23 protein-coding genes and 4 pseudogenes are annotated in these 26,121 nt (G+C 37.4%); 9 read left to right on the top strand and 18 right to left on the bottom strand.

Annotated elements, in window-relative coordinates; translation table 11 throughout:
- Positions 1–24: 24 nt before the first annotated feature.
- Positions 25–1,734, bottom strand: a complete 1,710-nt coding sequence (locus tag FJR05_RS03185; RefSeq protein WP_168642777.1) for an EF-hand domain-containing protein — start codon at positions 1,732–1,734, stop codon at positions 25–27.
- Between the two features lie 278 nt (positions 1,735–2,012).
- Positions 2,013–2,207 carry a heavy-metal-associated domain-containing protein gene (locus FJR05_RS03180; protein ID WP_168642776.1) on the bottom strand — a complete coding sequence of 65 codons (195 nt, stop codon included), beginning with the start codon at positions 2,205–2,207 and terminating at the stop codon, positions 2,013–2,015.
- Positions 2,208–2,475: 268 nt separating this feature from the next.
- Here FJR05_RS03180 and FJR05_RS03175 point away from each other — a divergent pair, with 268 nt between their 5' ends.
- Positions 2,476–2,895, top strand: a complete 420-nt coding sequence (locus tag FJR05_RS03175; protein ID WP_168642775.1) for a KTSC domain-containing protein — start codon at positions 2,476–2,478, stop codon at positions 2,893–2,895.
- Between the two features lie 72 nt (positions 2,896–2,967).
- Here the strand turns inward: FJR05_RS03175 and FJR05_RS03170 are convergent, their stop codons facing one another.
- On the bottom strand, positions 2,968–5,313 hold the full coding sequence (locus tag FJR05_RS03170; protein ID WP_168642774.1) for a tetratricopeptide repeat protein: 2,346 nt from the start codon (positions 5,311–5,313) through the stop codon (positions 2,968–2,970).
- Positions 5,314–5,484: 171 nt separating this feature from the next.
- Here FJR05_RS03170 and FJR05_RS03165 point away from each other — a divergent pair.
- Both FJR05_RS03165 and FJR05_RS27835 read left to right on the top strand, forming a co-directional pair.
- Positions 5,485–5,967, top strand: a pseudogene (locus FJR05_RS03165) (transposase); the annotation flags it as partial.
- Positions 5,964–6,098, top strand: coding sequence for a DUF3226 domain-containing protein (locus FJR05_RS27835; protein ID WP_371416780.1), 135 nt, complete (start codon positions 5,964–5,966; stop codon positions 6,096–6,098). The pseudogene FJR05_RS03165 and the gene FJR05_RS27835, both read left to right, overlap by 4 nt.
- A 26-nt stretch (positions 6,099–6,124) precedes the next feature.
- Here the strand turns inward: FJR05_RS27835 and FJR05_RS03160 are convergent, their stop codons facing one another.
- The gene (locus FJR05_RS03160; protein WP_168642773.1) at positions 6,125–7,162 is read right to left on the bottom strand and encodes a thiamine phosphate synthase; all 1,038 of its coding nucleotides are present in this window, start codon (positions 7,160–7,162) and stop codon (positions 6,125–6,127) included.
- A 254-nt stretch (positions 7,163–7,416) separates the two neighbouring features.
- On the opposite strand from FJR05_RS03160, the gene FJR05_RS03155 reads away from it, so the two are divergent.
- A complete protein-coding gene (locus FJR05_RS03155) occupies positions 7,417–8,931 on the top strand; it encodes a DUF1565 domain-containing protein (protein ID WP_168642772.1) in 1,515 nt (504 codons plus the stop codon).
- 68 nt (positions 8,932–8,999) lie between these two features.
- Here the strand turns inward: FJR05_RS03155 and FJR05_RS03150 are convergent, their stop codons facing one another.
- Both FJR05_RS03150 and FJR05_RS03145 read right to left on the bottom strand, forming a co-directional pair.
- On the bottom strand, positions 9,000–9,713 hold the full coding sequence (locus FJR05_RS03150) for a hypothetical protein (protein ID WP_254446665.1): 714 nt from the start codon (positions 9,711–9,713) through the stop codon (positions 9,000–9,002).
- A gap of 96 nt (positions 9,714–9,809) precedes the next feature.
- Positions 9,810–11,897: an S-layer homology domain-containing protein gene (locus FJR05_RS03145; RefSeq protein WP_168642771.1), complete on the bottom strand. Its 2,088-nt coding sequence runs from the start codon at positions 11,895–11,897 to the stop codon at positions 9,810–9,812.
- Positions 11,898–12,041: 144 nt separating this feature from the next.
- Between FJR05_RS03145 and FJR05_RS03140 the strand changes: the two genes are divergently transcribed.
- A complete protein-coding gene (locus FJR05_RS03140) occupies positions 12,042–13,433 on the top strand; it encodes an amidase (protein WP_168642770.1) in 1,392 nt (463 codons plus the stop codon).
- A 317-nt stretch (positions 13,434–13,750) separates the two neighbouring features.
- Here the strand turns inward: FJR05_RS03140 and FJR05_RS03135 are convergent, their stop codons facing one another.
- Both FJR05_RS03135 and FJR05_RS03130 read right to left on the bottom strand, forming a co-directional pair.
- Positions 13,751–14,236 carry a hypothetical protein gene (locus FJR05_RS03135; RefSeq protein ID WP_168642769.1) on the bottom strand — a complete coding sequence of 162 codons (486 nt, stop codon included), beginning with the start codon at positions 14,234–14,236 and terminating at the stop codon, positions 13,751–13,753.
- Between the two features lie 263 nt (positions 14,237–14,499).
- Positions 14,500–14,691 (bottom strand): annotated as a pseudogene (locus tag FJR05_RS03130) (pyridoxamine 5'-phosphate oxidase family protein); the annotation flags it as partial.
- 68 nt (positions 14,692–14,759) lie between these two features.
- Here FJR05_RS03130 and FJR05_RS03125 point away from each other — a divergent pair.
- The gene (locus FJR05_RS03125; protein WP_168642768.1) at positions 14,760–15,683 is read left to right on the top strand and encodes a 1-aminocyclopropane-1-carboxylate deaminase/D-cysteine desulfhydrase; all 924 of its coding nucleotides are present in this window, start codon (positions 14,760–14,762) and stop codon (positions 15,681–15,683) included.
- Here the strand turns inward: FJR05_RS03125 and FJR05_RS03120 are convergent.
- The 9 genes and pseudogenes from FJR05_RS03120 to FJR05_RS03080 all read right to left on the bottom strand — a co-directional run bounded on the left by FJR05_RS03120 (position 15,672) and on the right by FJR05_RS03080 (position 21,307).
- Complete coding sequence (locus FJR05_RS03120; protein WP_168642767.1) at positions 15,672–15,932, bottom strand: hypothetical protein; 261 nt, start codon at positions 15,930–15,932, stop codon at positions 15,672–15,674. The genes FJR05_RS03125 and FJR05_RS03120 overlap by 12 nt on opposite strands.
- A gap of 71 nt (positions 15,933–16,003) precedes the next feature.
- Positions 16,004–16,282, bottom strand: a pseudogene (locus FJR05_RS03115) (Uma2 family endonuclease); the annotation flags it as partial.
- Between the two features lie 166 nt (positions 16,283–16,448).
- Positions 16,449–16,754, bottom strand: a pseudogene (locus FJR05_RS03110) (Uma2 family endonuclease); the annotation flags it as partial.
- Positions 16,755–16,981: 227 nt separating this feature from the next.
- A complete protein-coding gene (locus FJR05_RS03105) occupies positions 16,982–17,563 on the bottom strand; it encodes a CPBP family intramembrane glutamic endopeptidase (protein ID WP_168642766.1) in 582 nt (193 codons plus the stop codon).
- Entirely contained in the window at positions 17,556–18,617 is a 1,062-nt protein-coding gene (locus tag FJR05_RS03100) for a DUF3326 domain-containing protein (protein ID WP_168642779.1), read from the bottom strand. Before FJR05_RS03100 ends, FJR05_RS03105 begins: the two co-directional genes overlap by 8 nt.
- A gap of 34 nt (positions 18,618–18,651) precedes the next feature.
- On the bottom strand, positions 18,652–18,822 hold the full coding sequence (locus FJR05_RS03095) for a hypothetical protein (protein WP_168642765.1): 171 nt from the start codon (positions 18,820–18,822) through the stop codon (positions 18,652–18,654).
- A gap of 69 nt (positions 18,823–18,891) precedes the next feature.
- Complete coding sequence (locus FJR05_RS03090) at positions 18,892–19,212, bottom strand: 2Fe-2S iron-sulfur cluster-binding protein (RefSeq protein WP_168642764.1); 321 nt, start codon at positions 19,210–19,212, stop codon at positions 18,892–18,894.
- 260 nt (positions 19,213–19,472) lie between these two features.
- Positions 19,473–20,147: a hypothetical protein gene (locus tag FJR05_RS03085; RefSeq protein WP_168642763.1), complete on the bottom strand. Its 675-nt coding sequence runs from the start codon at positions 20,145–20,147 to the stop codon at positions 19,473–19,475.
- Positions 20,147–21,307 (bottom strand): AAA family ATPase, encoded by a 1,161-nt coding sequence (locus tag FJR05_RS03080; protein ID WP_168642762.1) that lies wholly within the window; start codon positions 21,305–21,307, stop codon positions 20,147–20,149. The genes FJR05_RS03085 and FJR05_RS03080 overlap by 1 nt, the downstream gene beginning before the upstream one ends.
- A gap of 304 nt (positions 21,308–21,611) precedes the next feature.
- Between FJR05_RS03080 and mnmG the strand changes: the two genes are divergently transcribed.
- The gene (mnmG, locus tag FJR05_RS03075; RefSeq protein ID WP_168642761.1) at positions 21,612–23,525 is read left to right on the top strand and encodes a tRNA uridine-5-carboxymethylaminomethyl(34) synthesis enzyme MnmG; all 1,914 of its coding nucleotides are present in this window, start codon (positions 21,612–21,614) and stop codon (positions 23,523–23,525) included.
- A 61-nt stretch (positions 23,526–23,586) separates the two neighbouring features.
- On the opposite strand, the gene FJR05_RS03070 is transcribed toward mnmG, so the two are convergent.
- Complete coding sequence (locus FJR05_RS03070; RefSeq protein WP_168642760.1) at positions 23,587–23,772, bottom strand: hypothetical protein; 186 nt, start codon at positions 23,770–23,772, stop codon at positions 23,587–23,589.
- A gap of 143 nt (positions 23,773–23,915) precedes the next feature.
- Between FJR05_RS03070 and FJR05_RS03065 the strand changes: the two genes are divergently transcribed.
- Positions 23,916–25,175, top strand: coding sequence for a hypothetical protein (locus FJR05_RS03065; protein ID WP_168642759.1), 1,260 nt, complete (start codon positions 23,916–23,918; stop codon positions 25,173–25,175).
- A gap of 321 nt (positions 25,176–25,496) precedes the next feature.
- On the top strand, positions 25,497–26,024 hold the full coding sequence (locus FJR05_RS03060) for a late competence development ComFB family protein (protein ID WP_168642758.1): 528 nt from the start codon (positions 25,497–25,499) through the stop codon (positions 26,022–26,024).
- The last annotated feature ends 97 nt before the right edge of the window (positions 26,025–26,121 follow it).

Here is a 26,121-nt window from a genome sequence, read left to right as displayed (position 1 = left end):
TAGCCCCCCTATTCTCTCTCAAATTCACAATTTTTTGCTTGACAGACCACTAGCTGAACCTAACATTTCTTCAATTAATGGTTTACAGCTACCGCAAATTGTCGTTGCTTGAGTTTGTTCCACTAATTGTTCTAAGTTATTGCAACCTCCTGCAATCAAATCCTGAAATTTACCGCATTTTGTTTGAGTACAATTACAAACAATATCCTCTACAGAACTGAGATTATTAGCTTCTTCAATTGCTAATTCTCCCAATTCTCGAAATAACGCCACTTGCCAACGAGGTATAGGTTGATTTTGTAAAAATAACTGAGTTACTAATCTTAATCCGCGCCAAATTCCCCGCACCGATACGCTAAAAATTTGTCCATTTTTTAATTTTAAAATTCGCTCCCCAACTTCTGGAGATTGATAACTTACTACTTCTACCTCTGTATCTGTATTAGCTAATTGCATTTCTACAGTTTGCATATCCAAAGTTCGCTTACCTAAAATAACGCGGTTGTTACCTTGAAAAAGACGGGTAATTAATGCTGGTTGTTCTGCAAATAGCCCTTCATTAATAGTTAAAATACCTCTTCCTGGCAAAATATAAACATTAATCCAATCAAGTACATATTGTTTAGCCCAATCAGTTAAAGAAATGTTAATATTACCTAACCATTGATCTAATTCTTGCTTTTTTTTGTGGTGAGTTATAACTCTTGATAATTTATTAACTAGACTTTCTTCTGTAACAATTTCCGTCTTTTTATGATCTTCCTGTTGATATAATCCATACTCATTTACTGCTTCACATAACTCTAGTCTTGATTGAGCAATATTTTCTTCTATTCCCCTAGCAATCATGTCATAGATAGATGTAGATTTAGCTATGTTAATATACTGTACTTTTGTGGGAACATCTGCCAGAATTTTAGTGAGATTCTCTCCTAAACCTTGAGTAAATTCTTCAAAGTCAATTACTCCATTACCATCAGTATGGGTTTCTTCTAAAATATTGACAGCTTCATCTTGGCTATATCCGAGTTTTAATAAATAGGGTAAAAGTTCTGCTAAAGAAATTTCGTTATTGAGATCGACATCAATCTTATCGAAATATTGTCGAGCAAATATCATCCCGTTCAGATTCTCTTTAATTACTAAAGAAAGTGTTTTAGCAATATTATCTCCAGTTAACAAACTTGTACCAACAATAATATCAGGAGGTTGATTATTTATCTCACCTAATACCCACTTATATAAAGCCTGAGAAATGACTTCTGGTGCTACCCAAGGTAAGGGATTAGTCCCCAAAGACATAGATAGAGTCCGCCTATATTTTAGCTCTTTTTTGTGTTCTAAAATGTCAGAGAATAGAGGCGCATGACGCAAAATAAGAGTTTCTAAACAGGAAGAACGGACTAAATTTTCAGCCTCAGCTAGACGCTTTCCTAAATCGCTTTTTTCTGAACAAGCGGGAGCTATCCAACCTATGCGTTGACAACCTAATTCATTAGCTAATACTACGAAGTTACGACTAATTTCCATGACTTGATCAAAGTCCGCAGGTTGTATAAATATGAAAGCAGAATTAGCAATATCGAGTTTTCTAGTTAATTGACTTCCTGACAATTCTGAGGTCAATAAAACTTGCACATCGTATTTTTCGCTACCTATTAGATGATAAATAAAATTTTGAATAGTTATCTGCTGGAGGTTAGCAGCAAAAACTATTAGTATAGTTTGTAACATAAGTGAGAACACATTTTAAGAGACAATAGACAGAATATTTTTGGGGAATATTTTGTTTGTTAAGTTTGATTGTTTACAAAAATCACTTACTCTTAATTTATCCTTGATCTCAAAATCCTTCTAATAGCACATTTAAGTCAATTTTTTGTAATAAAAATTCACTGATATGATATTTTTGCATAAAATTAATGCAAAAATCCTGTTTAAGTAAGTCATGTCTTTAATCAAAGAATCTCAGCGGCTTTAGCCGCTGAGAGTGTCAATTTGAGAATATCTTTCTAAGAAGGTGGATAACCAGCAGCAATTAAAGCTTCTCTAATAACGGATTCTGAAGCTTGAGTTTCTACATTGACAAACTTGGTTTTTGTATCAGCTTCCACAATAGCATTAGCGTCAATGCCTATAACTGCTTTGGTTATATTACTAGCACAAGCAGAACAAGCCATTCCAGGAATAGTAAGTTTAATTGTCATAGGTAAAAATGAGTGAAAACTCAATTAGAAGTCACAAAAATATGCGTCTTAACTGACTGTATTATGCTTGAAAAAATAGTATATCCTAAATTTTCTAAATTAATTAGTCAAGGTAGAACAATTGTTGATTGTTTGTACTAACAAAGCTAGTTCTACTGCGCGGATTTTAACCTGTTCCCTATGATAGTTGACACCTAAACACTAATATAGTAATTTTGTACTATACAAATTTGGTTCTCACTGTCATCTACCTATAGGGAGTAAAACAATGAAGCTATCTAAAATGGATTTAAGCAGTTTATTGGCAATTTCTCATTCTGAGGGATATTTGCAATTATTGCTCGACAGGGGAAACGAGTTTGAATTAATGCAAATTTCCGCACCAGTCGAAGCTTATGAAGGCTTAAAACAACTAAATGAGGTAATTTCTGATACTGTAACTGATGCAGAGGAAATTCCCATGCTATCGGTTAATTCTTCTGTAGCTTATGCAATTGGTTATGATGCTGATTCACAAATTTTGCAAGTAGAATTTCAAAGCGGTGAAGTTTACCAATATTTTGATGTAGAAGCAGAAACATGGGAAGATTTTCATTCAGCAGATTCTATTGGTGAATTTTTTAATCAAGAAATCAAAGGAAATTATGAATGCGATTGCATAGACAATATATACGATGAGGATTATTAGATTCAAGAAACTGTAGGTTGGGTTGACATGAAAAAACCCAACCACAACTTTAACAATGTAGATTTCCTAGTATTAACTCTGAATTAATGTTTGAAAACCTGGCTCATTTTTAATCTCATCAAAATCAATATCAGTTGCAGCATCTTCTCGATAACTGGGATTAAATTCAATAGCTTTTAGGAGATTTTTTAAAGCTAACTCAACCTTTCTTTGTAGTGCATAACAGGCAGCTTTGTTATAATAGGCGCTATGATAATCAGATTTAATTTCTAGTGCTTTATCAAAACTGATAATTGCTTGATCGTCTTCTCCTAACATTACCAATGTGTAACCTCGTTTATCCCAAACTTTAGGAGAGTTAGGTTGAAATTCTAAAGCTTTATCAAAAGACACAACTGCATCTTCATAACGTTCTAATTCTAGCAAAGATAAACCACGATTTACCCAAGCAACTCCATCATCAGGTTTAATTTTACTAGCTTTATCAAAACAGTTAAAAGCTTCTTGATGTTTTCCTAAGTTTCCACAAGCTACACCAATATCACACCAAGCTTGATGATATTCAGGATTAATTTTGATAGCCTGATTATAGGAGGCTATAGCCTCTTTGTAGCGTTTTAATCTATTAAGAATAATTCCACGTTTTAACCAATTTTCTGGATTTTCTAGTTGGATTTTAATGAGTTGTTCATAAATAGCTAAAGCATCTTCATGGCGTTTTTCCAAAAATAGCACTTCTGCTTGTTTTATATAATCAGCAGTAGAAATTTTTGGTTGTAATGCTTCTGATTTTTGTTCTATTGCTGGTGATATTGTAGGTGTAATTTCCGCTAACTCTTTGAGAATTATATCTTTACGTTGTTGAGCATCAATTTCTAATTTTTGCAGATTTTCCAGAACAGTAATTTGCTGTTTTTGCACATCATTTTCTAAGTCTGAAAACTGAGATGTAAATTCTCCTCCAGATTTTTCTAGATTCTCAATGATTTGCTGTTGTCGTTGAATAGCCGTATTTTGTAATTCTGTCAGTTGGTGAGAAAATTCACTTTCTAATTTTTGCAAATTTTCCAGAACAGTAGTTTGCTGTTTTTGTACGTCAGTTTGTAAATCTGAAAACTGAGACGTAAATTCTCCTCCAGATTTTTCTAGATTCTCAATGATTTGCTGTTGTCGTTGAATAGCCGTATTTTGTAATTCTGTCAGTTGGTGAGAAAATTCACTTTCTAATTTTTGCAAATTTTCCAGAACAGTAGTTTGCTGTTTTTGTACGTCAGTTTGTAAATCTGAAAACTGAGACGTAAATTCTCCTCCAGATTTTTCTAGATTCTCAATGATTTGCTGTTGTCGTTGAATAGCCGTATTTTGTAATTCTGTCAGTTGGTGAGAAAATTCACTTTGTAATGTCGCTAAATGCTCAAGCAATTGATACTTTTGAACTTGGGTATCAGTTTTTAATTCAGTAATGTCTGACTTGAATATATTATTAAGATTTTCGATATTACCTGTAACTAGATCTTTTTGATTTTTAACATCTAACTGAAATTGAGATAATTCATGAATAAATTCTGATTGTAATTTCCCTAAATTTTCAACAGTACAAAATTTCTCTTGTTTAGTTTGCGACTCTAACCCTTGGAATTGAGATATTAAACTAGCACGAGATTGTTCAATATCACTAATAGCAATATCTTTTTGATTTTCTACTTCTGACTTAAGTTGGGTAAATTGAGAAAATAACTCAAATTCTAATTTTTTGATATTGTCAATTGTAATTCTTTGCTGTTGAGCAGATAAAGTTAATTGTTCTAATTGAGTATTTAATCTAAACTCTAAATTACTAATATTTTCTTGAGCAGACTTCACTTCAATTTCCAAAGCTGTTAAAAACTCTTGTTTTGATTTTGGTAAATCAGATAAAAGAATAGATAAATTTTCTTCCTCACCTTGAATTTTTTGTTTAAGAGTATTAACTTCCTGTGCTAATTCTTGAGTAGTATTTTTGGATGATTGAATCAGTTGTTTTGCTTCTGCTTGAACTGTAGTTAATTGAGTTTGTAAATTTTCAATTCCTTGAATTTGCTGCATTGCTCGTTCGACAATTTCTCGAATTACGGCTCGACGAAAAAACCATAATATGGCAATTAAAGCCACAGGAAATAAACTTAAAATAGTTAACCAAATATTGAGTAAGGTATTCGTGCGAGTAAAAGCTCGTTCAAAATCAGATTGGACTTGTTTTTGAGTTCGGGTTTCTTGTCGCAGTCGCGCTAATTCTTCCCTTTCCTGATTTGATAGTACCTGAGCCGTAGCAGATAGTACAGTATATCCACTGATAAAAGCCGTTGATAGCAGTAAGGGTGACAAGAAAATGGCACTTTTTAAAGCTAGATTTGAGCATAAGGGGTTTTTGTTTTTCATAACTATTTTCCCTATCCGGTGGTTATTGTTTGCGGCGGTGTGCTTATATGCCATCTATGATAGATGATTGGTGTAGGGTTACTGGATTTTTAGGGGTTTTTTTGATATTAACAGATTTGGGGAGAGCGATCGCTGTTCTAGGATGGAATTATGGATAAATCAAAGAGAGAACTTCGGCAATCTGAAAAAAAAGCTGCCATGTCCTTAGATAAAAAACCAGAGCGAGACCGAATATTAGCAGGATTAAATAAAAGCAAATATAGCTTAATAAAAAATGAAGATTCATTGAATGAAAAACAAAAAGAAGGATTAAATAGAGTTCAAGAGGTTTCCCCTATTTTGGCAAAAATGCACGCACTAAAAGAAGAATTTCGACACATATTTGAATCTACTAAACCTTGGAGTGAAAGCATAATAGATTTATTGGATTGAATGCATGATGGAATGAAGTATTTTCCTAAAAGTATAGGGACAATGACTAGATGGTTTGGTGAAATTGTCGGTTATTTTGACGACAGAACTACCAGTGGTACTGTAGAAGGAATTAATAATAAACTCAAATTAATCAAAAGACTTGGATATGGATTTCGTAACTTTAGCAATTTCAGATTACGCAGTTTATTAAACTGGCACTTTAGTATTAATTCTCCATAAAAGGAACGCAAGAGCCGCAAAATCATCCAGGAACACAATTACATGATGCTGTTAAATTCAAAATTCTAGACCCACAACATCCCAAAGCACAAGTATTTGTTAAATGGTTTAAGGATTTGTATGATTTGTAATTGTTTAATCCGATTTTTCTTGTTTTCTATTTAATTCGGTGCAGTTGCGAAAGAAAATACTGAGTTGCTAAGGTAGGTTGATCAGATTCGATGAGCGATCGCACTACAGCTACCCGTTGCCCTCCCGCATTTATCACATCATTCACGTTACTCATATCTATTCCCCCAATCGCAAACCAGGGAATTTGACAATTTTGAGAAACATACTTCACATATTCTAAACCTGCTGCGGCTTTACCCGGTTTAGTCGGTGTTTCATACACAGGCCCCACACCAATATAATCTGCACCTTCGGCAATTGCCCCTTGCATTTCTTGGGGATTTGTGGTAGAGCGGCCGATAATGCGCTGACTTCCTAGTAATTGACGCGCTACAGCAATGGGCATATCCTGTTGTCCCAAATGGATACCATCAGCATCCACAGCCAAAGCTAAATCCACCCGATCATTGATAATGAATAATGCCCCATAATGATGACATAATTCACGTAGTCTTGTCGCCCGTTCTAAACGTACTGAATCATCAGCGGTCTTTTCCCGATACTGTAACAGAGTTAAACCGCCTTGAAGGGCTGCTTCCACCACTGCAAATAAGTTATCTGTGGGAGATGTTACCAGATATAAATGCGATCGCCATAATAACTGATGACGCTGATAACCCAGCAAATTGCTTTCTAGGGTATAAACTTGATAACGCATTTGTTTACAAGCTGCTCCCATATTGCCATGATAAAGCTTGCCATATTCTTCCAATACTCGCAATGCTTCCTGCACCCGGCAGAAGTTAGCCTGTAATAGCGATGTAATATCAGCCCGTTGTTCCTCTTGGGGATGACTTAAATCCGTTCCTGCATCACCCGGTGTATCGCGGGCTGCGCGGATTTCTGCCGTATGCAAAATGCCCAATTCTTGACGCAGGTGTTTGCATATACCTGAAAACTGAGCATTATTTAAACCAAACCGACACCACTCTTCAATAATTCGCAAACCCTCACGAGCGCGATCTAAATTAGCATCTAAAATGCGATAAACAGTTTGTTGTGTGTGACTATGGGCTGAAACCATTACAAAACCTCATTTTTAATGTTTTTATAGTAATAGCCAGCCTGATTCATATTTTAATATTTTGATTATTAAATATTTGCTAACTAATCGCGGTTAATTTGTCAAGATCCCAGTAAAATCGTGGACATACTACTATATAAATAGTATAAAAATTAATTGTATACCAATTGCCACATAACAATTGATATCCCGTCTTAGATCCCAATAGACTCTCAGTGTTCTTGCTATAAGTTTTAGAGGAGTTTTATAAAAAAATGATAGTCCCCCAAAAATCTGTGAACACCCTGCATAACTTCCTGCGTTTAACAGTTGGTTTAGGAGTGACGAGTACCATACTCTTGATGACAAGTGCAAGTACTGTCTTTGCTCAAGTTCCGAGGGTCGGCGAACAAATACTTCCAGGTGAAAAAACAATCTCTCAGATTAACCAGTCATTTGTCAACCCCAGTACGGGAAATGACAAAACAGGTAATGGTAGTATCAGCGCACCTTGGCGGACAATTAGCCGAGCTTTGGAAGCATCACCATCTAATAGTGTAATTATCCTCTCTTCTGGTACATATAACGCCCAAAGTGGAGAAATATTTCCTTTAATGTTGAAGCCAGGTATAGCTATTCAGGGCAATATTAACAATAAAGGTCAAACTGTGACAATTACTGGTGGTGGTGAATTTCTCAGTCGCCGGTTTGGTGGTCAAAATGTGGCTATTGTTGGTGCTAACCAAGCTAGTTTGAGTGGTGTCACCGTTACTAATACCAATCGTCGTGGTTATGGATTATGGATTGAATCCAGTAATATTTTAGTTCGGGAAAGTACCTTTACTAATAATACCCAAGATGGAATTGCGATCGCTGGTGATGGCACACCCAGTATTAGTAAAAATACTTTTGTTCGCAATGGTGCTAATGGGATAACTATTTCTGGGAATGCCCGCCCGGAAATCAGGGAAAATATCTTTCAAGAAACTGGTTTTGGGATTAATATTGCCCAAAATGCTGCTCCTGTGGTGGTAGCTAACCAAATTCAGAATAATAGATCGGGGATTATTGTCCAAGCCAATGCTACACCGATGTTAAGGAATAATATTATTCAAGGTAACAGAGAAGATGGTCTAGTCGTCATTGCCCAAGCTAGACCAGATTTAGGGAGTAGTTATGACCCCGGAAAGAATATCTTTCGCAATAATCGTCGTCATGATATCAATGCCAAAACTGCTAAGTTGGTAATTTCTGCGGCTGGGAATAATTTGGTTAGTAGTCGGATCAGCGGTAAGGTGGATCTCAAAGGTACAAGCTCATCTACAGCTAGAAATTCTGGTGCTAATTCTTCATCAACACCAACTTCAGTCCGCAAACCCATCACTTTTACTCCACCTCAAAGAACGGTAACACCTTTAAAAGTTCAACCTGTTCCCAATCCCAATCAATCGCCATCATCACCCAATAATCTATCTGATTCACGCCAATTTAATTATACCAAACTTGATTCTGGTGCTATTGAATTTGTAGCCCCTCAAGCAGCTATTGGATCAGAATCCAGGATGTCTAGGACTACTGGGCAAAATGTCAGTTACCGGGTGTTAGTGATGGTTGCTAGTAAGCAGCAAGAGAATTTAGTTATTTCTCTAGTTAATGATGCTTTTCCCAGGGTTTGGCAAGGTCGTAGGATGATGCAGGTGGGAATTTTCAATAGTCAAGAAAGCGCCGCTGAAGCAGTAAACCTTTTTGATAGCAAAGGGTTAAAATCAGTGGTTGAAACTGTGAAGTAATTGGGGACTGGGGACTGGGCATTGGGCATTGGGCATTGGGCATTGGACAACTGACCACTGACAACCGCCTAAAATGCCAATTCCAATCTTTCACTAGTCATGGATTTGAGTTTGGAGGTGAAGGATTCGGTGCGATCGCTCTTTTGGGGCATAAACTGACCAATAGGGGGATGATTGGCTGTTGCTGGGAGCATCAACTGTTGGGTAAGTGGGGGTGAAATTTCCTCAATAACTTGTTTTTGTCTGATATTTCCGGTTAATTGCACAGAAGAAGGGGCTGGGGCTAGGCTTTTTGGAGCATAGTCTCGGTTTTCTTCTATTGGCTGTAAATTATTATTTATTTGATACTTATAACTCACTGGAGCAGGTGATAGACGAAGATTTTTATATTCTTCCATCCTGATTTCCTGTTTAGTGGGTGGTAAAACTGGTAAAGAGACAGAAGTGAGCCGTTCTGGAAATTTGCTGCAAATCATGCGCTCAAATTCCATGTTGAAATGGTAGGTTGTCTCGCCCTTTCGTCGCCAAAAGTTCAAGATTTGCTGGACAGATACGGCTTTATAACGACCTTGATACAAAGCTTCAATAACTGCCAAGTGTAACCAATGCAGAGGATATTCAGATTGCCATTGGTTAATCAACTCACTGGCATTGTATCCGTTCAGATCAAAGCTGTAGTGAGTTAATAACTTAGCTGCTAGTTCGGCAGGAGCCGCGAAAGTTTGAGTGACCGGGGCTGTTGTTAACATGGGCTGTGAGTTATAGGCAATAGGTATAAACATTGCACCCATCGCATCTAGCCTAGCGTACTTTTGGCTACATGAATGTTTTTTTCCATCAGCAGCAAAAGTGATCGGCAGTGTTTTCCATTCTACTTGTCAATTGCTGATATGCAAAACAATATATGGTGAGTTTATAACTTTTGTGCGCTGACTGGCGACTAATGCCTGATACACCATTGCTGCAACTTCGGCGCGGGTGGCTTCTCTGGTTGGTGCGAGTAAATTGGGGTCGGGATAATTAACAATAATTTTTTGCTGGGTGGCAATGGTAACGGCTGTGCGGGCGTATTCGGGAATTTTCTCTTGGTCAATGTAGGTTAAGGTTTTTTGATCAGTTGCCACAAGTCCCAGTCCGTTGACTAGGGAGACGATGACTTGCAGCCGTTGGACGTTTTGGGTAGGACGGAAGGTGCGATCGCTAAATCCGCCCACAAAACCCCCTCTGGCTGCAATTTCAATGGCTTTAGCTGCCCAAAAATCTTTGGCTATGTCTGTAAATTCTGGGGAGGGACGTTTGGCTGGGGGATTAAAGGCGGCCGCAATTAAAGCTGTATATTGGGCGCGGCTCATGGCTTGATCTGGTTGGTATGTTCCATCAGCAAAACCCTGGGTTAAGTTCATGCTAACTAATGCCCGAATAAATGGTTCTGCCCAATGGCCGACAATATCGGAAAAGGAGGGAATCTCTGTCTCTGGTTTGACAATATAGGCGGAGGGTAGGGGATTTTCTTGACCTGTGGCGACTAATGCCTGATAAATTAGGACTGCCATTTCGGCGCGGGTAATTTCCCGGAGTGGTTCTAATTGATCTGATTGAGGATAATTGACGACTAATAGTTTTTGCGTAGCTACGGTGGTGGCATTGGTAGCGTAACTGGGAATTTGGGCGCGATCGCGGTATACCATTAAGACGTTAGGATTACCACCACTTAAGTTTAAACCGTTAACAATGGAGACTAGTGCCTGAATTTTGGTGATGTTATTTCCGGGTCGAAATGTGCCGTCAGGAAAGCCTTTCAAAAAGCCTCTATCGGCGGCACTGGCTATGGCTTTAGCAGCCCAAAAGTCGGATTTGACATCTTTAAATTTATTGAGTTGATTACTTTCTGGTAGTTGAAATGTTTTGGTGATTAAAGCTGCATATTGGGCGCGGGTAATCGGTGTGGCTGGTTGAAACGTGCCGTCGGGAAACCCACTAATAATATCTTTACTGACTAAGGCTTCGACGAAGGCGGCCGCCCAATGTCCTTCTAAGTCAGCAAATCTACTGCTAACTCCGATTTGACTGGGGGTGTCAGCGGTTGCAGCGATGAAATCTATCGCCCCAATTACCTGGGGAACGCTTAATTGATTACCAACGGAGATAATTTTTTGATCTGTAACATTTTGTAAATCGAATTTACCCTGTTCTCGAAAAATGTTGTCGGCTGGGTCTTGGGGACTGCCTAAGTCGGGAATGGCATTACCATTGACTAAGAGACCGCCTTGGGTATTACCAGTGATGAGATTCCGCCGTAATACTGGTTTAGCATCACGAGATAGGGCGATCGCTGTACTATTGGTAGAAAGTTGGTTATTGGCGACTAAAGGGGCAGCAAGGTCACTAATGGCTATGCCTAAAGCATTATTTTGAAACACATTCCGCAGGACTTCTCCTTTGCTATTCTTGGCTATAACTAATCCACAAACTTTGTTATTAATAAATAAATTATCTACAATCCCTGGTTTGCTATTGCCAGTAATGAAGATTCCTTCTCTGGTACAGTTCTTAAATGTACTATTAGCCACAGTCGGTATTGATGATTCAATCCACACCCCAGTCCCTTTGGTTCTAGGATTAATCACTGTCACGCCTAAAAGACTGGCATCACCGAGTAAGAGTAATGTGATATTCTGTACTCCAAAACTAGGGCTTTGATATTCTCCACTACCAGAAATAATTATTTCCTGACCTTTATTTGCTTCATTTCCTACTACTAATACTCCCGGTGAAATGACTAAGGGAAATACTTCACCATTGGCTGTGCTATAAGTTCCACTGGCTAACTGAATAATGGTTGATGTTTTCGCTTGTTTAAGGGCGCGGGTAATGGTTTTGAGGGGATTAGGACGAGAACCAGTATTAGCATCGTTTCCTGTCACAGGATTAACATAGAGTGTGGCAACAAGACTAGAATTAACCATAAATTTTTAAACGGGCAGGGTTTTAATGGTGACATCCATAATTAATCATATTTTTAGCACAATTAAGATCCCCGACTTCTTAGAGAAGTCGGGGATCTGACTCTGGCAATTGCTATAATTCTCAAAAATCCTGCGGATTTATATATGAATAACAATGATTTAGCTTTTACTCCGGCTTTGGAGTTAGCACAGTTAATCCGTCGGCGGGAGGTGTCGCCTCTGGAATTGGTGGAAGTATATTTAGAAAGAATTGAACGCTTGAATCCCCAATTGGGGAGTTATTTTACAATTACGGCAGATTTAGCGATCGCTGATGCTACAAATAAAACGGAATTACTAACTACAACTTCAGAATTACCACCGTTTTTTGGTGTGCCAATTTCTATTAAAGATTTAAGTGCAGTTGCGGGTGTGACTTGTACTTATGGAAATCCAGCACTGTTAAATAATATCGCTAATCACGATGATGGCGTAGTGACAAAAATTAAACAAGCGGGATTTATTATTCTGGGTAAAACCGCAACTTCTGAATTAGGTTCTTATCCTTACAGCGAACCTATGGGATTTCCCCCAGCGAGAAACCCTTGGAATTTAGAATATACTCCGGGTGGTTCTAGTGGTGGTGCAGCGGCATCGGTAGCAGCAGGATTAAGTGCGATCGCTCAAGGTTCAGATGGTGGTGGTTCGGTACGTGGTCCGGCGGCTTGTTGTGGTGTTGTGGGCATCAAACCAGCGCGAGGAAGAGTGTCTAAAGCCCCTGTAGGCGATCGCTTGGGTGGCATCGCTGTTGATGGTCCCCTTGCCCGCACAGTGGCAGATGCAGCCGCTATGTTAGATGTCATCTCTGGCTATGTTACTGGTGATCCTTATTGGCTACCAGATCCCCAATCATCATTTCTGTCTGCAACTCAGGTTAAATTAGCTCCTTTAAAAATCGCTTTTAGTACCAATATTCTCCCCTTTGGAGAAGCTGACGCTAACTGTCAACAAGGAGTATTAAAAACCGTCGAATTATTAGCACAATTTGGACATCAAGTTGAGGAAAAATACCCAGATTTTAGCAGTTTAATCGAACCATTTAAAGTAGTTTGGCAAGCGGGAATAGCCGCAGCGGGAATCCCGTCACCAGCTTTGCAACCTTTGAACCAATGGTTATTCGCCAAAACCGGTTCTGTGGCTGAATATCTGCAAGCACTTTCCCAGATGCAAATTGTCTCTCGGCAAATTATCGCATTTTTTGATACTGTTGATGTGTTGGTATTACCAGTTTATTTACATTCTCCCATTCGTGTCGGTGAATGGGCAGATTTGAGTCCAGAAGAGACATTCGCCAAAATTGTCCACTGGGTTGCCCCTTGTCCTGTCGCAAATGCTACCGGATTACCTGCGATCGCTCTTCCTGTCGGTTTTGATAGCAATGGTTTACCCCTGAGTGTACAGCTAATTGGTAAACCTGCGGCTGAATCTACTCTTATTAGTCTAGCAGCCCAATTAGAAGCCGCTAACCCTTGGATTCAACATCGTCCATCACTTTGAATAAACTGTCTGAATCAGGATTTACAGGATTTAAAGATTTAAAGGCTTCTTATCCATGAAATGATCTGAAAAACAAAAAAATTGGCAAATATCTCCATATTCAATCCTGTAAATCCTTCAATCCTGAGCATCCTGATTCAGACAATAATCTAAAAAACAAAAAATTGGCAAATATTTCCAGATTCAATCCTGTTAATCCTTCAATCCTGAGTATCCTGATTCTGGCATAGAAATAATCTAAAAATCAGAAAGTTGGCAAATATTTCCAGATTCGATCCTGTAAATCCTTAAATCCTGGATATCCTGATTCAGACATATTAACTAGCCAATTTTGCCTGTTCACGAGCATCAACAACCAAAACTAAACAAAGTGCTGCAACTGCTTTTTCCCATTCTTCACGCACCTTTTCATCTTCCACACCATCAAACAAACCCACCAACCTGGGAACAGCTTGTTCTAAAGCTGCGTGGGGAACGGGACGATGTAATTCAACCAAATGATTGATACTTTCTTGATTATTGAGAAAACCAACTACCCATTTTGTTGTATGATCTGGACTATCAGGAACCCGCTGAACACCTAATTCATTTTTTAGCCAATCATAAAAAAGTGGTAAATGTTCAGCTAAAACTGCACCGGCTGTAGGTAAGGTTTTTTTGAGTAAGCTAATATCTAAACTATCTAACTCTTGTTTCAAAGCCGGTGAATTTAGTACATCATTTAACGGTGTGGAAAGTATTGTTTCTATTTCCGATTCCGAAAAATCTAAATTTTGAGTAAAAGTTGCAATTAAAGATTTCATTTTATATACTCCAGAGATAATTTTCTAAGCTGTAAAATGATTATAGCAATGGAATAATATCGTCTGTTACCGGGTAATTACTCATCTATTTGTTTTCTACTGGAGTATCCATCCAAATTAATCAAAAAATTAGATTTTATTTGCTAATTGTTATTTACAAAAGTTAATTAATCTACGATTGATTTAACATCAGCAGCAATACATACACCACCATATTTTTTAATAATTGGTCGAACAGCTTCAGCTATTTGCTGTTCTTGTTCTTCATTGCAAATTCCTGTTACGTCTAAATAACCAACTCGGTGGGGAGAGAGAATCCGAAAACTTTCCAACCCCTTGGGAGAAAGGTTAACATGACCTGTTGAACTCAGAGGTGCTGTCCCGACAAAAAATATTTTTTGATTAATAATAAACTTTTGTAGTTCTTCGGTGATTAAATCAAAAACTTTAGCCATAATTGGTGGATATTTTTTGTAACCTTATTATTTTATACTATTTGGATAAATCTTAACTTTTTTGGGAAATGTCGTCAATTTTTTTTCCGCCACTTATTCAACAAATTCATAATGAAATCTGTGCTATTGCAGATACTAGATTATATGTCTTACGACTGGATATAATGCACCCTCATGTTAACGGTAATAAATGGTTTAAGCTAAAGTATAACCTAGTGGAAGCTAAAGAGAAAAATTTCTCAACAATTCTTACTTTTGGTGGTGCTTATTCTAATCATATTTATGCTACCGCAGCCGCAGGAAATTTATTTGGTTTCCGCACTATTGGCTTAATTCGGGGAGAAGAAAATATTCCTCTCAATCCTACTTTACAATTTGCAGTAGCACAGGGAATGGAATTAGTATATATTGATCGGCAGACATATAAAAAACGCCATACAGCAGAATTACAAAATCAGTTAAAACAGCGATTTGGAGAAGTATTTATTATTCCTGAAGGTGGTTGTAATTTAAATGGTATGCGCGGTTGTATAGAAATATTACAAACAGTTAGAGGATTTAATACTATCTGTTTAGCTTGCGGGACAGGAACAACATTATCAGGAATTACACTATCATTAAATCAGGAACAAAAAGTAATTGGTTTTCCTGTTTTGAAAGGTGGTGATTTTCTCACTGAAGATATCAATAACTTATTAACAAATTATCTAGCTTCTGGTTTACCATCACCTGTTGATTCTCCTGCACCTTGGCAACTTGTATCTGATTATCATTTTGGTGGTTATGCTAAAGTAACTAATAAATTAAAGCTCTTTTGTCAAGATTTCCAACAACAACATGATATACCTTTAGATTATATATACACAGGCAAAATGTTTTATGGAGTGATGGATTTAATCGAAAAAGGTTTTTTTCAGTCGGAATCTTTGCTATTAATCCATACGGGAGGTTTGCAGGGTAATCAAGATGCAATATCTAAATTAAGCGTGTAAATTAGCCTGTTCTTGTAACCAAGGATCTACAGGTTGTCCGTCTTTGCGTTTGAGTTCTATTTCTATTACCATGACTTCCTTTGAACCAGGAGGTGCGGGTTTTTTATGGAAGAGAATTTCAAAATCTAAAGGATTTTGATTATGTTCTTTTAACCAATCTTGCACTTTTGTAAGGGCAAAAAATGATTGTCCTTGGGCAAACATTTGGGTAATTTGCATTTGTAATGTGTAGGGATTAATGCGACTCATTTTATTGACTCCTTTGGTATTTAGAATTATGATTATTTCACGCTCCAGGCGCAGAGAGGAAAATTGAGTTTTTATTCTTCGGTGTTGAAATCTACTTTATCATAAATATCTGCTAACAAAATTTGGCAGGGAATAGAAGATAGGTTTAAGCTACTATCTCCGTCTGTAAATTCAGAAAATATCCATTTATTATTATCGGTTTTAAAATATTGTTCAATGTGCATTGTATATTGGTCAATTAAAATATATTCTTGTAAGCTGGGAATTGTCCGATAAGCTGCAAATTTTTCATCTCTATCATAGCTTTTGGTAGATTTTGATAATACTTCTGCAATCATCACAGGATTTACTAAGAGGTTGTTTGAAAAGTTTTAGGTTGTGATTTTAGGCACTTACAGATCCCCCCTAACCCCCCTTAACAAGGGGGGAACTAGAGTCAAAGTCCCCCTTTGTAAGGGGGATTTAGGGGGATCTAAAAATATTTGATACACCATGAGGGACTTTTCAAACACCCTCTAAGGTGTCTTTTCTTCCTTGCTCATATTCTAAGGGAGTTTTCACAACCATAATATCAGGGTAGGTATGAATTTTTCTTGTAGGAATCCAAAGACGTTGATCTGTGACAAAGACTTGATAAGGTTGACGTTTGAGCGCAAAATTTAACATTGCGTAAAAATTGCCTGCAAGTTGGTTGTGATTGGGTGTTCCGCCTGTCTTATGTATAATTAATCCGTTGATATATTCGTGACGTATTTCTGAGTTTACCTCTAATTCTAGGTATTCTTGAGGTGAATAGTACCGTGTTTCTTGTGCGAGAGTCATAATTTTAATTTATAGGTTTTATGGGTTGGGGATGTAGGCGATCGCTCCTACAAATTTCTCAACTAAGTTATAATTATAGTCTAGCAGTTTGTTTGCATTGACAAAACATGAGTGGTCAGGACAATTGGTGATACTTTACCAGAAGTACAAGAAAATATTAAAGAAGCTATGTTAGAGGATGTTTTAAAAGTGGTTGGTGATGTATCAAAAACTCGGACAAACCATATCTAAAGTTTTTGGATTTTCCAGAAATAACTAGATAGCCAATTTGTGACGATATGAGCAATAATAGGTACTAATAAGTTGCCACTTAATAGGGTGCTACAACCTAAAATGATACCAACAATAGTTGCCCAAATTACATAAGGCCATTGTTGGGGACCACTCAGGTGTAGGACTCCAAAACAAAGACTGGATACGATCACAGCGGTATAATCTGCGCCTAAAGCGGGTAGCATTACACCTCGAAATAATAATTCTTCACTTAAACCAGGAAGTAGTCCTAACCAAATTAAGTCCGGTAAAGCTAAGGGTTTCAGAACCATTTCTAGATAATAATCGGCACTTTTACGATAGGGAGGGGAAAGGCGATAAGCTAAACCACTTAACATGGTAATAATTACACCTAAACTAATTCCTAATAATAAATCTTGTTCGTGCCAGCGCCATTTAAAAAGCACAATGTTACCCCAGCGCAACCATAATTTAGCAACTATCCAGAGAATAATTGCGGTTACACCCATTGCTACTAAGACTTGGGTGCGTGTTAAGTAGGGTATTTCTGGTTCTTGATTTTTTTGTTCAATCACAGGAGTTTAAAAAATAATTGGTAATTGTTAATGAGAAAGGATTGATACCTGCTTTATGAGCGACTAGCACACCTACTGCTTCTAAATATGAGTTTACCTGTAAGGTGGAAATTCTTAACATTGATGCAGGAACTTGGAGCAAAGTTTTATTTTCTGCTACTGTAATTATTTGACATTGTTTCTGGCTTAAACTCAATAAAGCATTACTTCCACAAGCGGTGGCGGGAATAATTAAAGCATCAACTTGATCTGCCCAGATATCAGTTGATAAAGAATTGTCATTTTCTGTTTTAATGATAAATTGCGGGGCGTTACTCAACCCCACTAAAACGCAAGGTAAAAATGTGTATCCTATTTCTTCAGCCGCTGCACGAGGGGATAAATTAGGGGACACAGGGGCAGTAGAAAGGGCAGGAGCATGGGCGCAGGGAATTTTAAAGGTGCGGACTAATAAATGGCTAATGACGGCTTCTGCACCGGCTAGAGGGTCTACTCCTTGACCTTGCCGATAGTTTTGAATGGCGGTTTCGTCCATATCTTCGGGGAAACGGGCAACAACTGCGATCGCTTCGGCTTTTTCTTCTATAATTAATTTCTCAGCAGCCCGTAATAAACTATCAGGATTGCCGATTGTTCCCCAACTAGCACCTGATGGAGAAGTTCGTAATTCTACGTTTAGCGGTGCATCAGTAATAACATGATTTGTAATATTTAATCCTAGAGTGGCTCTAGCTGCATCGGCTACCTGCAAGTGTCGCAGCATTAATTCCGGTTCGATACCCTGGTCTAAAAGCAAACCGACTCTATTACTGCGAACCGGACGTAAACCCCATTCTCCAGCCGCAAATTTATCTAAACCATAACCTTCGACATAGAAAGCGTTGGGAATATTCCAGTATAAACTTGCGCCATTCATGACATTGGGGTGAGTAATCAAGCGATCGCATACCTGTGATATAACTCTAGCTACTGGTAACGCATCACCAGCATAACCGCCAATCGCCGCCCCAATGCCGGTAGGTATAATTAAAATTACGGTGTATGGTTTTTGAATGGGTATCACAGGTTTTTTCGCGCAAAGAAGAAATTTAAGCAGTAACTACGGCTTCGACTGTTACGGTTTGTGCTTCTTCATTAACAGCGGTAATAGACCAACGCAGGGGTTCACCTTGTTTTTGCAATTCCGCTGTAATGGCTTTTTCTAATTCTGTAGGAGTTTCTTCTAATTCGATTTCAGCGGAAATAAAGTGAGTTGTCATAATCCTAAATCCTTCCCTTGATGATTTTGAAAATACAGAAACTTTTTGGTAATTGGTAAATATTAATTATTATCCATCTTTCCCAAATTGCATATTATAAACAATATCTTCTTTTTCTGTTTCAATTTTTAAATCAGAAAGAGGTTTAGCAACACAAAGTAGTGCATAGCCTTGGTTTTGCAAATCTGGACTTACACCCATACTATCCGCTTGATTTACAGTTCCCTCTGTAATCAAAGCTGCACAAGTTGTGCAAACACCAGCGCCGCAAGAAGTTGGTAAGTCTAAACCATTAGCTGTGGCGGCGTTGAGAATAAATTGATCTTCAGGAACTTGCAGGGTATATTTTGTACCTTGGTGGTTAATTTCTACGGTGTAAATTTTGGACATATATAGCAGCAGTGTTTGACAACAGACAAATATTCTATTCTACTTGTTGACATTATTAAAGTATTCTACCATATTTATTTATTGTTAAATTTGACTTAATCCTCAAGGCTTTTGGCTGTTGTTGAATTTAGTTCGTTTGTTTATATTCATATAGATACTTCCAACTGTGCTGTTATTAACTATTTGCAAGATGTCAATTATAGCAGGAGTCAGAAGAAAAACCCTTTGGTAGCAAGAGTTTGACCTTGCATTAGTTATTTTCACAACTTTGATTTAATCATATTACAAAATTGTATGAATGTTTGAAAGGTAGGTAAATGCTCAGTTTCATTTTGAACCCTGGCTATTAATTGTTCTAAATATTCTTCTTTTATGACTTCATTAGTAATTTTATAATGTTTAAGATTGTTGATCTTAAATAATTCTTTTAAATAATCTTTATGAAATTGAGCATGAGTATTAAAATCCAGTTTACCCATAATTTCTGGACAATTAATTGAAACATCATAATAATTTGTATAATCTAATAATGGACTAATTTCTGGTTGTAAAGGGTAAATTCCTTTATTTCCCAAGCACCAAGTGTCAAAACAGCGATTTTGAACAATGATATGAAAGTGGATATTTACTAAATCAATGTTATTAGACTTTAAACATTTATAAATTTCTTGTTTTTTATAATCAATAGTAACTTCTTCTGCATCTAAACAAATGACAAGATAATTATATTTACTATACTCTTGAATATTTGCAATAGCATCAGGTAAATGTCTATCAATTATTCCCGGTTGACCTTTTGCATTGAAAAGATAATAGTTATGATGATCAACTTGATGGGGTAGTCCAATTCGTGTTAATTCTGGTAGAAGATACTTAAGCCAAGCCTTGTAAACTTTTTCTTCAGTATCTCCCTCCACAAGAAAATAGATATTCATTATGCTGATATTCCTTCATTATATTCATCGAGATTAATCAATTGCATAAATGCTTCATGTCTGGATTTACCTAGTCCAAAATCTTTTGCATCTTTAGCAGTTACTACACCACCCTTGCGAGTTACTATTTTCCAATGTTCCATTCCAACTTTATTTATTATATAGGGATGATGACTGGTGATTATAAATTGTAAATTTCTGCTTTCAGCTAGTAAATCACTTAGAATATCAATACAATTCACCCCTAAACTATTTTCAAATTCGTCAATTAAAATCACAGATCCTTCGCTTGATAAATAAAGCTCACTTGTATGCATTAGTGTTTTATACATACCAGAAGAAATTCTACTTTGATTAATCCAATTACTAACACCTTTTTCTTTAATTTTTACATAAGGTCCATTCCTAAGATTTTTGGGTAATTCTTCATCTGGTTCTAATTTCATATCTTCAACTTGATTAAAAATGTCTTGAAAAACTTCTTTTATTTGCTGAAATTTTTCTGGAAAATATTCGTAAGTTAATGCTAATTTTATTTTATATGGTAAATTATCTTCGCGTAAATCTTCAAAAGTTAAATTTGAGTATTTTTGCACTAAAGAATGATAATGCATGGAATGAAATGTATTGATAAAATCAAATAAATTTAATTCATTGACATTATTATTACTGTTAACTACTTGGTTAAAACCTTCTTGAATAGGAGCTATATCTTCTTCTTGATTCAAAATGTTAATTGTACTTTTAAAAGGAGAAAGTTTAGGCATATCTTGATATTTACTAAAATATATGTTATTACCATCTCTTTCAATGATTTTTGTACCGTTAATAAATAAAAATTCATTAACAACTTTAAATTTATTTTCTTCTGGTTTGCTATTCATATTCAATTCATCTGAAATTAAATTTTCTAAGCTTTTAGTTTCAAATTCACCTATCCAAGAATATTTTAAACCATTTTTAAGAGTAAAGTTAATATTCCATTCTACACCATTAAATGATTCACCATTAGCTATCTTTTGTAAATTAATAATTGATTCAAGTATTCGAGTCTTACCAACCCCAGAAACACCGACTAGAAGATTAAAATCAGAAAACTGAATTGGCTCAAGTCGCCATTCTCTTTTATGGTCATAATAGCTTAGTTGATTGATTTTCATGTTTTTAGAGTTAAACGATATTTTCAAAAATAAACCTAACACAGTGTATTTTAACTTAGTCTTTTTAGCTTCAATAAAAATTTATAACCATAAATTGATTAATTGTAAATATCTGGTAAATTTTCTTACCCATTACTATAGCTCAACCCTCAATAAACCTTATATCTGCTACAACTAAACAATAACTCTCTCGTCACTACTTCTGTAACCAAGCTAGTAAAAACTGAAATCGCCTGTAAATATACGCTAAAATACTGAATGTAACTAGCTTTTTAAACTTTTAATTTTTAATTCTTAATTGGTTATGACCATGCACAATGCCGCTGAATTCCAAGACGCTTATGATGTGATTGTCGTCGGTGCAGGTCACGCCGGTTGCGAAGCAGCACTTGCTACTGCCCGCATCGGTTGTCGAACACTGCTATTGACCTTAAATTTAGATAAAATCGCTTGGCAACCTTGTAACCCCGCAGTGGGTGGCCCTGCTAAGTCCCAATTAACCCATGAAATAGATGCTTTGGGTGGGGAAATTGGCAAAATGGCAGATCGGACATACCTGCAAAAACGCATCCTCAATTCTTCACGAGGTCCAGCGGTATGGGCATTACGGGCGCAAACTGATAAGCGAGAATATGCGGCAATAATGAAGGGAATTGTCGAAAATCAGGAGAATTTGACAATTCGGGAAGGCATGGTGACGGATTTAATCTTAAATGATAATAATGAAGTTATTGGTTTAGAAACCTATTTTGGCGTATCTTTTCACTGCAAAGCGGTAATTCTTACGACTGGCACATTTTTGGGCGGTAAAATTTGGGTGGGGAATAAATCAATGGCCGCAGGACGCGCGGGAGAGTTTGCAGCGGAAGGATTAACACAAACTTTGAATCGTTTGGGATTTGAAACCGGCAGACTGAAAACCGGGACACCTGCACGGGTGGATAAGCGTTCCGTTGATTACACTCAAATGGAAGTGCAACCGGGAGACGAAGCTGTGCGGTGGTTCAGTTTTGACCCCCAAGTGTGGGTAGAACGAGAACAAATGCCTTGTCACATGACCCGCACGACGCAAGAAACTCATCGGTTAATCAGGGAAAATTTGCACTTGTCGCCAGTGTATGGTGGTTGGGTGGAAGCAAAAGGACCTCGCTATTGTCCGAGTATTGAGGATAAAATTGTCCGCTTTGCCGATAAAGAAAGTCACCAAATCTTTATCGAACCGGAAGGAAGAGATATCCCTGAATTGTATATCCAAGGCTTTTCCACTGGTTTACCCGAAACTTTGCAAATTTTGATGTTGCGGAGTTTGACTGGTTTGGAAAATTGTGTGATGTTGCGTCCGGCTTATGCTGTTGAGTATGATTATTTGCCAGCAACTCAGTGTTTTCCCACCTTGATGACCAAGAAAATTCCTGGGCTGTTTTGTGCCGGACAGGTAAACGGGACGACTGGTTATGAAGAAGCTGCTGCTCAGGGTATAGTCGCGGGAATCAATGCAGCGCGGTTTGTGCGGGGTGAGGAGATGATTATTTTCCCCCGTGAACAAAGTTATATTGGCACGTTAATTGATGACCTCTGTACAAAAGATTTACGCGAACCTTATCGAATGCTCACCAGTCGGTCGGAGTATCGGTTACTACTGCGTTCTGATAACGCTGATATCCGCATGACACCTTTAGGACGGGAAATAGGGTTAATTGATGACCGGCGCTGGGATTTGTATAGTCAAAAACAAGAACAAATTACAGGGGAGAAAAAACGCCTGCATGGTACTAGAATAAAAGAGAATGAGGCAGTAGGACAGGCGATCGCTCACGATACCCAAGAAGCAATTAGAGGTTCTATTACCCTGGCTGATTTACTGCGGCGTTCGGGTATCCATTATATTGATCTAGAACGTCACGGACTTGATAACCCTACCCTCAAGCAAGCGGAAAAAGAAGGCGCAGAAATTGACATCAAATACGCTGGTTATTTAGCCAGACAGCAAACTCAAATTGACCAAGTTGCCCGTCAAGCAAATCGCCAACTGTCTAGTGATTTAGACTACTCAACCATTGAGACTCTATCGAAAGAATCTAGAGAAAAGCTGAATAAAGTTAAACCCCTCACCATTGGACAAGCTGCGAGAATTGGCGGAGTTAACCCAGCCGATATCAACGCTCTTTTGATATATTTGGAAATAGCTAAAAACAAGACGGTAATGGGTAATAGGTAATGGGCAATGGGTAATGGGTAATTATCCTAGTGGTCTGTCAAGCTTAAAATTGTGAGTAGTATTATTCTGTATTGACTGTTCCACAATAATTCTGGAAATCGGTAACGCACAAAATCAAAATTGACAGACCACTAGTTGGGAAAGAATTTCTTCCTGACTCCTGACTCCTGACTCCTGACTCCTGACTCCTGACTCCTGACTCCTGACTCCTATAAATTTTCCTAACTAATTTCACCAAAATTTCCATAACAGAGTACAATTTAATACCATTAGCTAATCAAATCCTGGACTCTGGCAAGAAAAATCAGCTGTTCAATTAAAAAAGGTAGTTGATTTCCAGGAAGTAGCAAATTTGTCCTCCATTATCTTCAGCTACAACCGAAAAAGCCTATGTTACCCAAATCCAGCACTGATTTACTTGTTTCAGAAGCGTCCGATAGCGCCAGTATGTCCTTAGCCATAGATTTCGTCAACAACGAGCCTTGGACAATAGAAACCTATGCTGAAGGCTTAATGGACGAACTTTTTCATGATATTGACAACATTCTTGATGGTCGAAACAAGCGAAATCATCATAGAGATAGAAACGAATCTGTCCCCGTGCAAACCATGACATTTCAAATGCCAGATGTGGTTTTGCCATCAAAACTTAATCGTCCATTACAATCTACTGCACCTATTAAAAACGTCCAAACCACAACACTAGTAGTTAATCATCCATCTATCAGGGCAATTACAACTACTGGACAAGAACAAAGCAGTGGTTTAGGTAAACTTATATTCATGGGATTAAGCCTAACTGTGGGAACTTTGGGGATGGTTTACTTAACCGAGTCTGGTTTATTAAATACAATAAATGCCCAATTAACTTCCCAAAGTTTGCCAAATAACCAGACACTATCACCTGCGTCTGTAACCACAGATCCTCAGTTAGACTTAGTAAATTATATGTTGGAAGCCTTAACTGTCATAGAACAGCAAGGGACAACCAATGATAAAACAATTGCTAAACCAGGATTTCCCACTGTTAATCTGAATCAAACTACTGCCTTACCTTTACCAAATACCCAACCAACACAAACTCTACCATTACCTGTAGCAGTAAACAATATGCTACCTGCTAATAATCGCTTAACTCCCCCTAATGTAGTTGAGCGCATATATATCCCAGTTTATCAGTCTCCCGCACCCAAATATCAAATACCAACTGTTCCCACAGTTCCAGTACCACCTACCTTACCTTCATCTTTAGCAGTTAATAATCCTCCTACTATTAATACTATACAACCAGCAATTAAACCCGTAGCTAAAACACCACAGGTTAACCTCAAACCAGCAGCCGTTAATCCTCAACCGCTGAAAGTTGCACCACCGCAATTACCAACGATTGTTCCTCCTGCACCTGTACAAGAAATAAAGAATATACCTCAACAAGTTTCAGCACCCAGCTATTCTGCACAATTAGAGGGTCTATTAGAGTTGGGTAATAAATCTGTGGCTTTGTTTAAGGTAGATGGCATTAGTCGCCGAATTAATCTAGGTGAAAATATCGGTACTACAGGTTGGACGCTAGTAGAAGTTAGTAACGGAGAAGCTATTGTTCGTCGTAATGGTGAAGTTCGCTCTATTTACACAGGACAAAAGCTTTAATACCACTGTATGAGTCAAACAAAAATTAAATATCTCCTAGAAAGCTTGTGTAGTCAGCTTCTTTAGTTTTTAGTACCGTACTACGGTACTAATTTTTTCTCCTTAATTTTTACACTTCTATTTTATTAAGCTAAGATCAGTAAATACGCGGACATTCAAGGATTTCAACAAAACTTTACTTGAACTAAGTATATCTAGTATTGACACTTAGTCTAGTTAACAGGTACATTAATCATCTATATAGAAAAATAGTGTAAATGCAACCCAGAAGATTTTTACTCAGAATTTTGACTAAATCTAACTTCAAATAAATTTGTAATTATGACAACACTGCGCCCCTCATTACGTTCCCAATCTTCCCAAGTACCTGCCAAAATTGGTGTTGGGATCAAGTCTTATAATGTTATGGAATTGTTAGTGACAGAAGAGGTTAATAAACAGATTCAATTATTAACTGTGAAAACTTCTAAAATTGTCCAATCAGCAGACGTAATTGCTTATGCTTTGAATCGTTTACCGTCATTATATGCAACAAGTAAAATAGGTTGGCAACGGCAGTTAAATCGAGCCAAAACTGAGTTTAGTAAGCAGATTAATAATGCAGTACAGCAGGGAATTATTGCTGTGCAAAAAGATCCTTTACATATCAGTGATCTAATCAATGATTCATCAGAAAATGGAGAAGTGAATCAGGCAGCAAATGCAGCATTGGAAAGATTAAAAGTGGTGCTGCGGCGGGAAGATTTATCATGGGAAAACTTAGCTAGTGTGGTGGAAAATCATGTTAACAAAAGTAATTACAGTCGGTTACGCCATAGTACCGATAGTTGGGAGACCTATCGGTATTAAGATGGTTATAATATAGTTAATAGGGTTCTGTCCAAGCACTATTTGTTGACTATTGCACCTATAGGAGTGGCTGATTCAGAAATGGGGTGTCTGAGTG

Origin of the sequence: Dolichospermum sp. UHCC 0259, from assembly GCF_009711935.1 — a bacterium.
Taxonomy (GTDB): domain Bacteria; phylum Cyanobacteriota; class Cyanobacteriia; order Cyanobacteriales; family Nostocaceae; genus Dolichospermum.
This window is presented reverse-complemented; position numbering and strand designations above follow the sequence as displayed.

Bases quoted from the DNA above. Each gene is read 5' to 3' on its own strand.
- FJR05_RS03155 (WP_168642772.1), top strand. From the start codon at position 7,417: ATGATAGTCCCCCAAAAATCTGTGAACACCCTGCATAACTTCCTGCGT.
- FJR05_RS03065 (WP_168642759.1), top strand. From the start codon at position 23,916: ATGTTACCCAAATCCAGCACTGATTTACTTGTTTCAGAAGCGTCCGAT.
- FJR05_RS03145 (WP_168642771.1), bottom strand. From the start codon at position 11,897: ATGGTTAATTCTAGTCTTGTTGCCACACTCTATGTTAATCCTGTGACA.
- mnmG (WP_168642761.1), top strand. From the start codon at position 21,612: ATGACCATGCACAATGCCGCTGAATTCCAAGACGCTTATGATGTGATT.
- FJR05_RS03060 (WP_168642758.1), top strand. From the start codon at position 25,497: ATGACAACACTGCGCCCCTCATTACGTTCCCAATCTTCCCAAGTACCT.
- FJR05_RS03140 (WP_168642770.1), top strand. From the start codon at position 12,042: ATGAATAACAATGATTTAGCTTTTACTCCGGCTTTGGAGTTAGCACAG.
- FJR05_RS03125 (WP_168642768.1), top strand. From the start codon at position 14,760: ATGTCGTCAATTTTTTTTCCGCCACTTATTCAACAAATTCATAATGAA.
- FJR05_RS03135 (WP_168642769.1), bottom strand. From the start codon at position 14,236: ATGAAATCTTTAATTGCAACTTTTACTCAAAATTTAGATTTTTCGGAA.
- FJR05_RS03090 (WP_168642764.1), bottom strand. From the start codon at position 19,212: ATGTCCAAAATTTACACCGTAGAAATTAACCACCAAGGTACAAAATAT.
- FJR05_RS03120 (WP_168642767.1), bottom strand. From the start codon at position 15,932: ATGAGTCGCATTAATCCCTACACATTACAAATGCAAATTACCCAAATG.
- FJR05_RS03080 (WP_168642762.1), bottom strand. From the start codon at position 21,307: ATGAAAATCAATCAACTAAGCTATTATGACCATAAAAGAGAATGGCGA.
- FJR05_RS03070 (WP_168642760.1), bottom strand. From the start codon at position 23,772: ATGGAAATTTTGGTGAAATTAGTTAGGAAAATTTATAGGAGTCAGGAG.
- FJR05_RS03095 (WP_168642765.1), bottom strand. From the start codon at position 18,822: ATGACAACTCACTTTATTTCCGCTGAAATCGAATTAGAAGAAACTCCT.
- FJR05_RS03170 (WP_168642774.1), bottom strand. From the start codon at position 5,313: ATGAAAAACAAAAACCCCTTATGCTCAAATCTAGCTTTAAAAAGTGCC.
- FJR05_RS03160 (WP_168642773.1), bottom strand. From the start codon at position 7,162: ATGGTTTCAGCCCATAGTCACACACAACAAACTGTTTATCGCATTTTA.
- FJR05_RS03085 (WP_168642763.1), bottom strand. From the start codon at position 20,147: ATGAATATCTATTTTCTTGTGGAGGGAGATACTGAAGAAAAAGTTTAC.
- FJR05_RS03180 (WP_168642776.1), bottom strand. From the start codon at position 2,207: ATGACAATTAAACTTACTATTCCTGGAATGGCTTGTTCTGCTTGTGCT.
- FJR05_RS03150 (WP_254446665.1), bottom strand. From the start codon at position 9,713: ATGTTTATACCTATTGCCTATAACTCACAGCCCATGTTAACAACAGCC.
- FJR05_RS03175 (WP_168642775.1), top strand. From the start codon at position 2,476: ATGAAGCTATCTAAAATGGATTTAAGCAGTTTATTGGCAATTTCTCAT.
- FJR05_RS03185 (WP_168642777.1), bottom strand. From the start codon at position 1,734: ATGTTACAAACTATACTAATAGTTTTTGCTGCTAACCTCCAGCAGATA.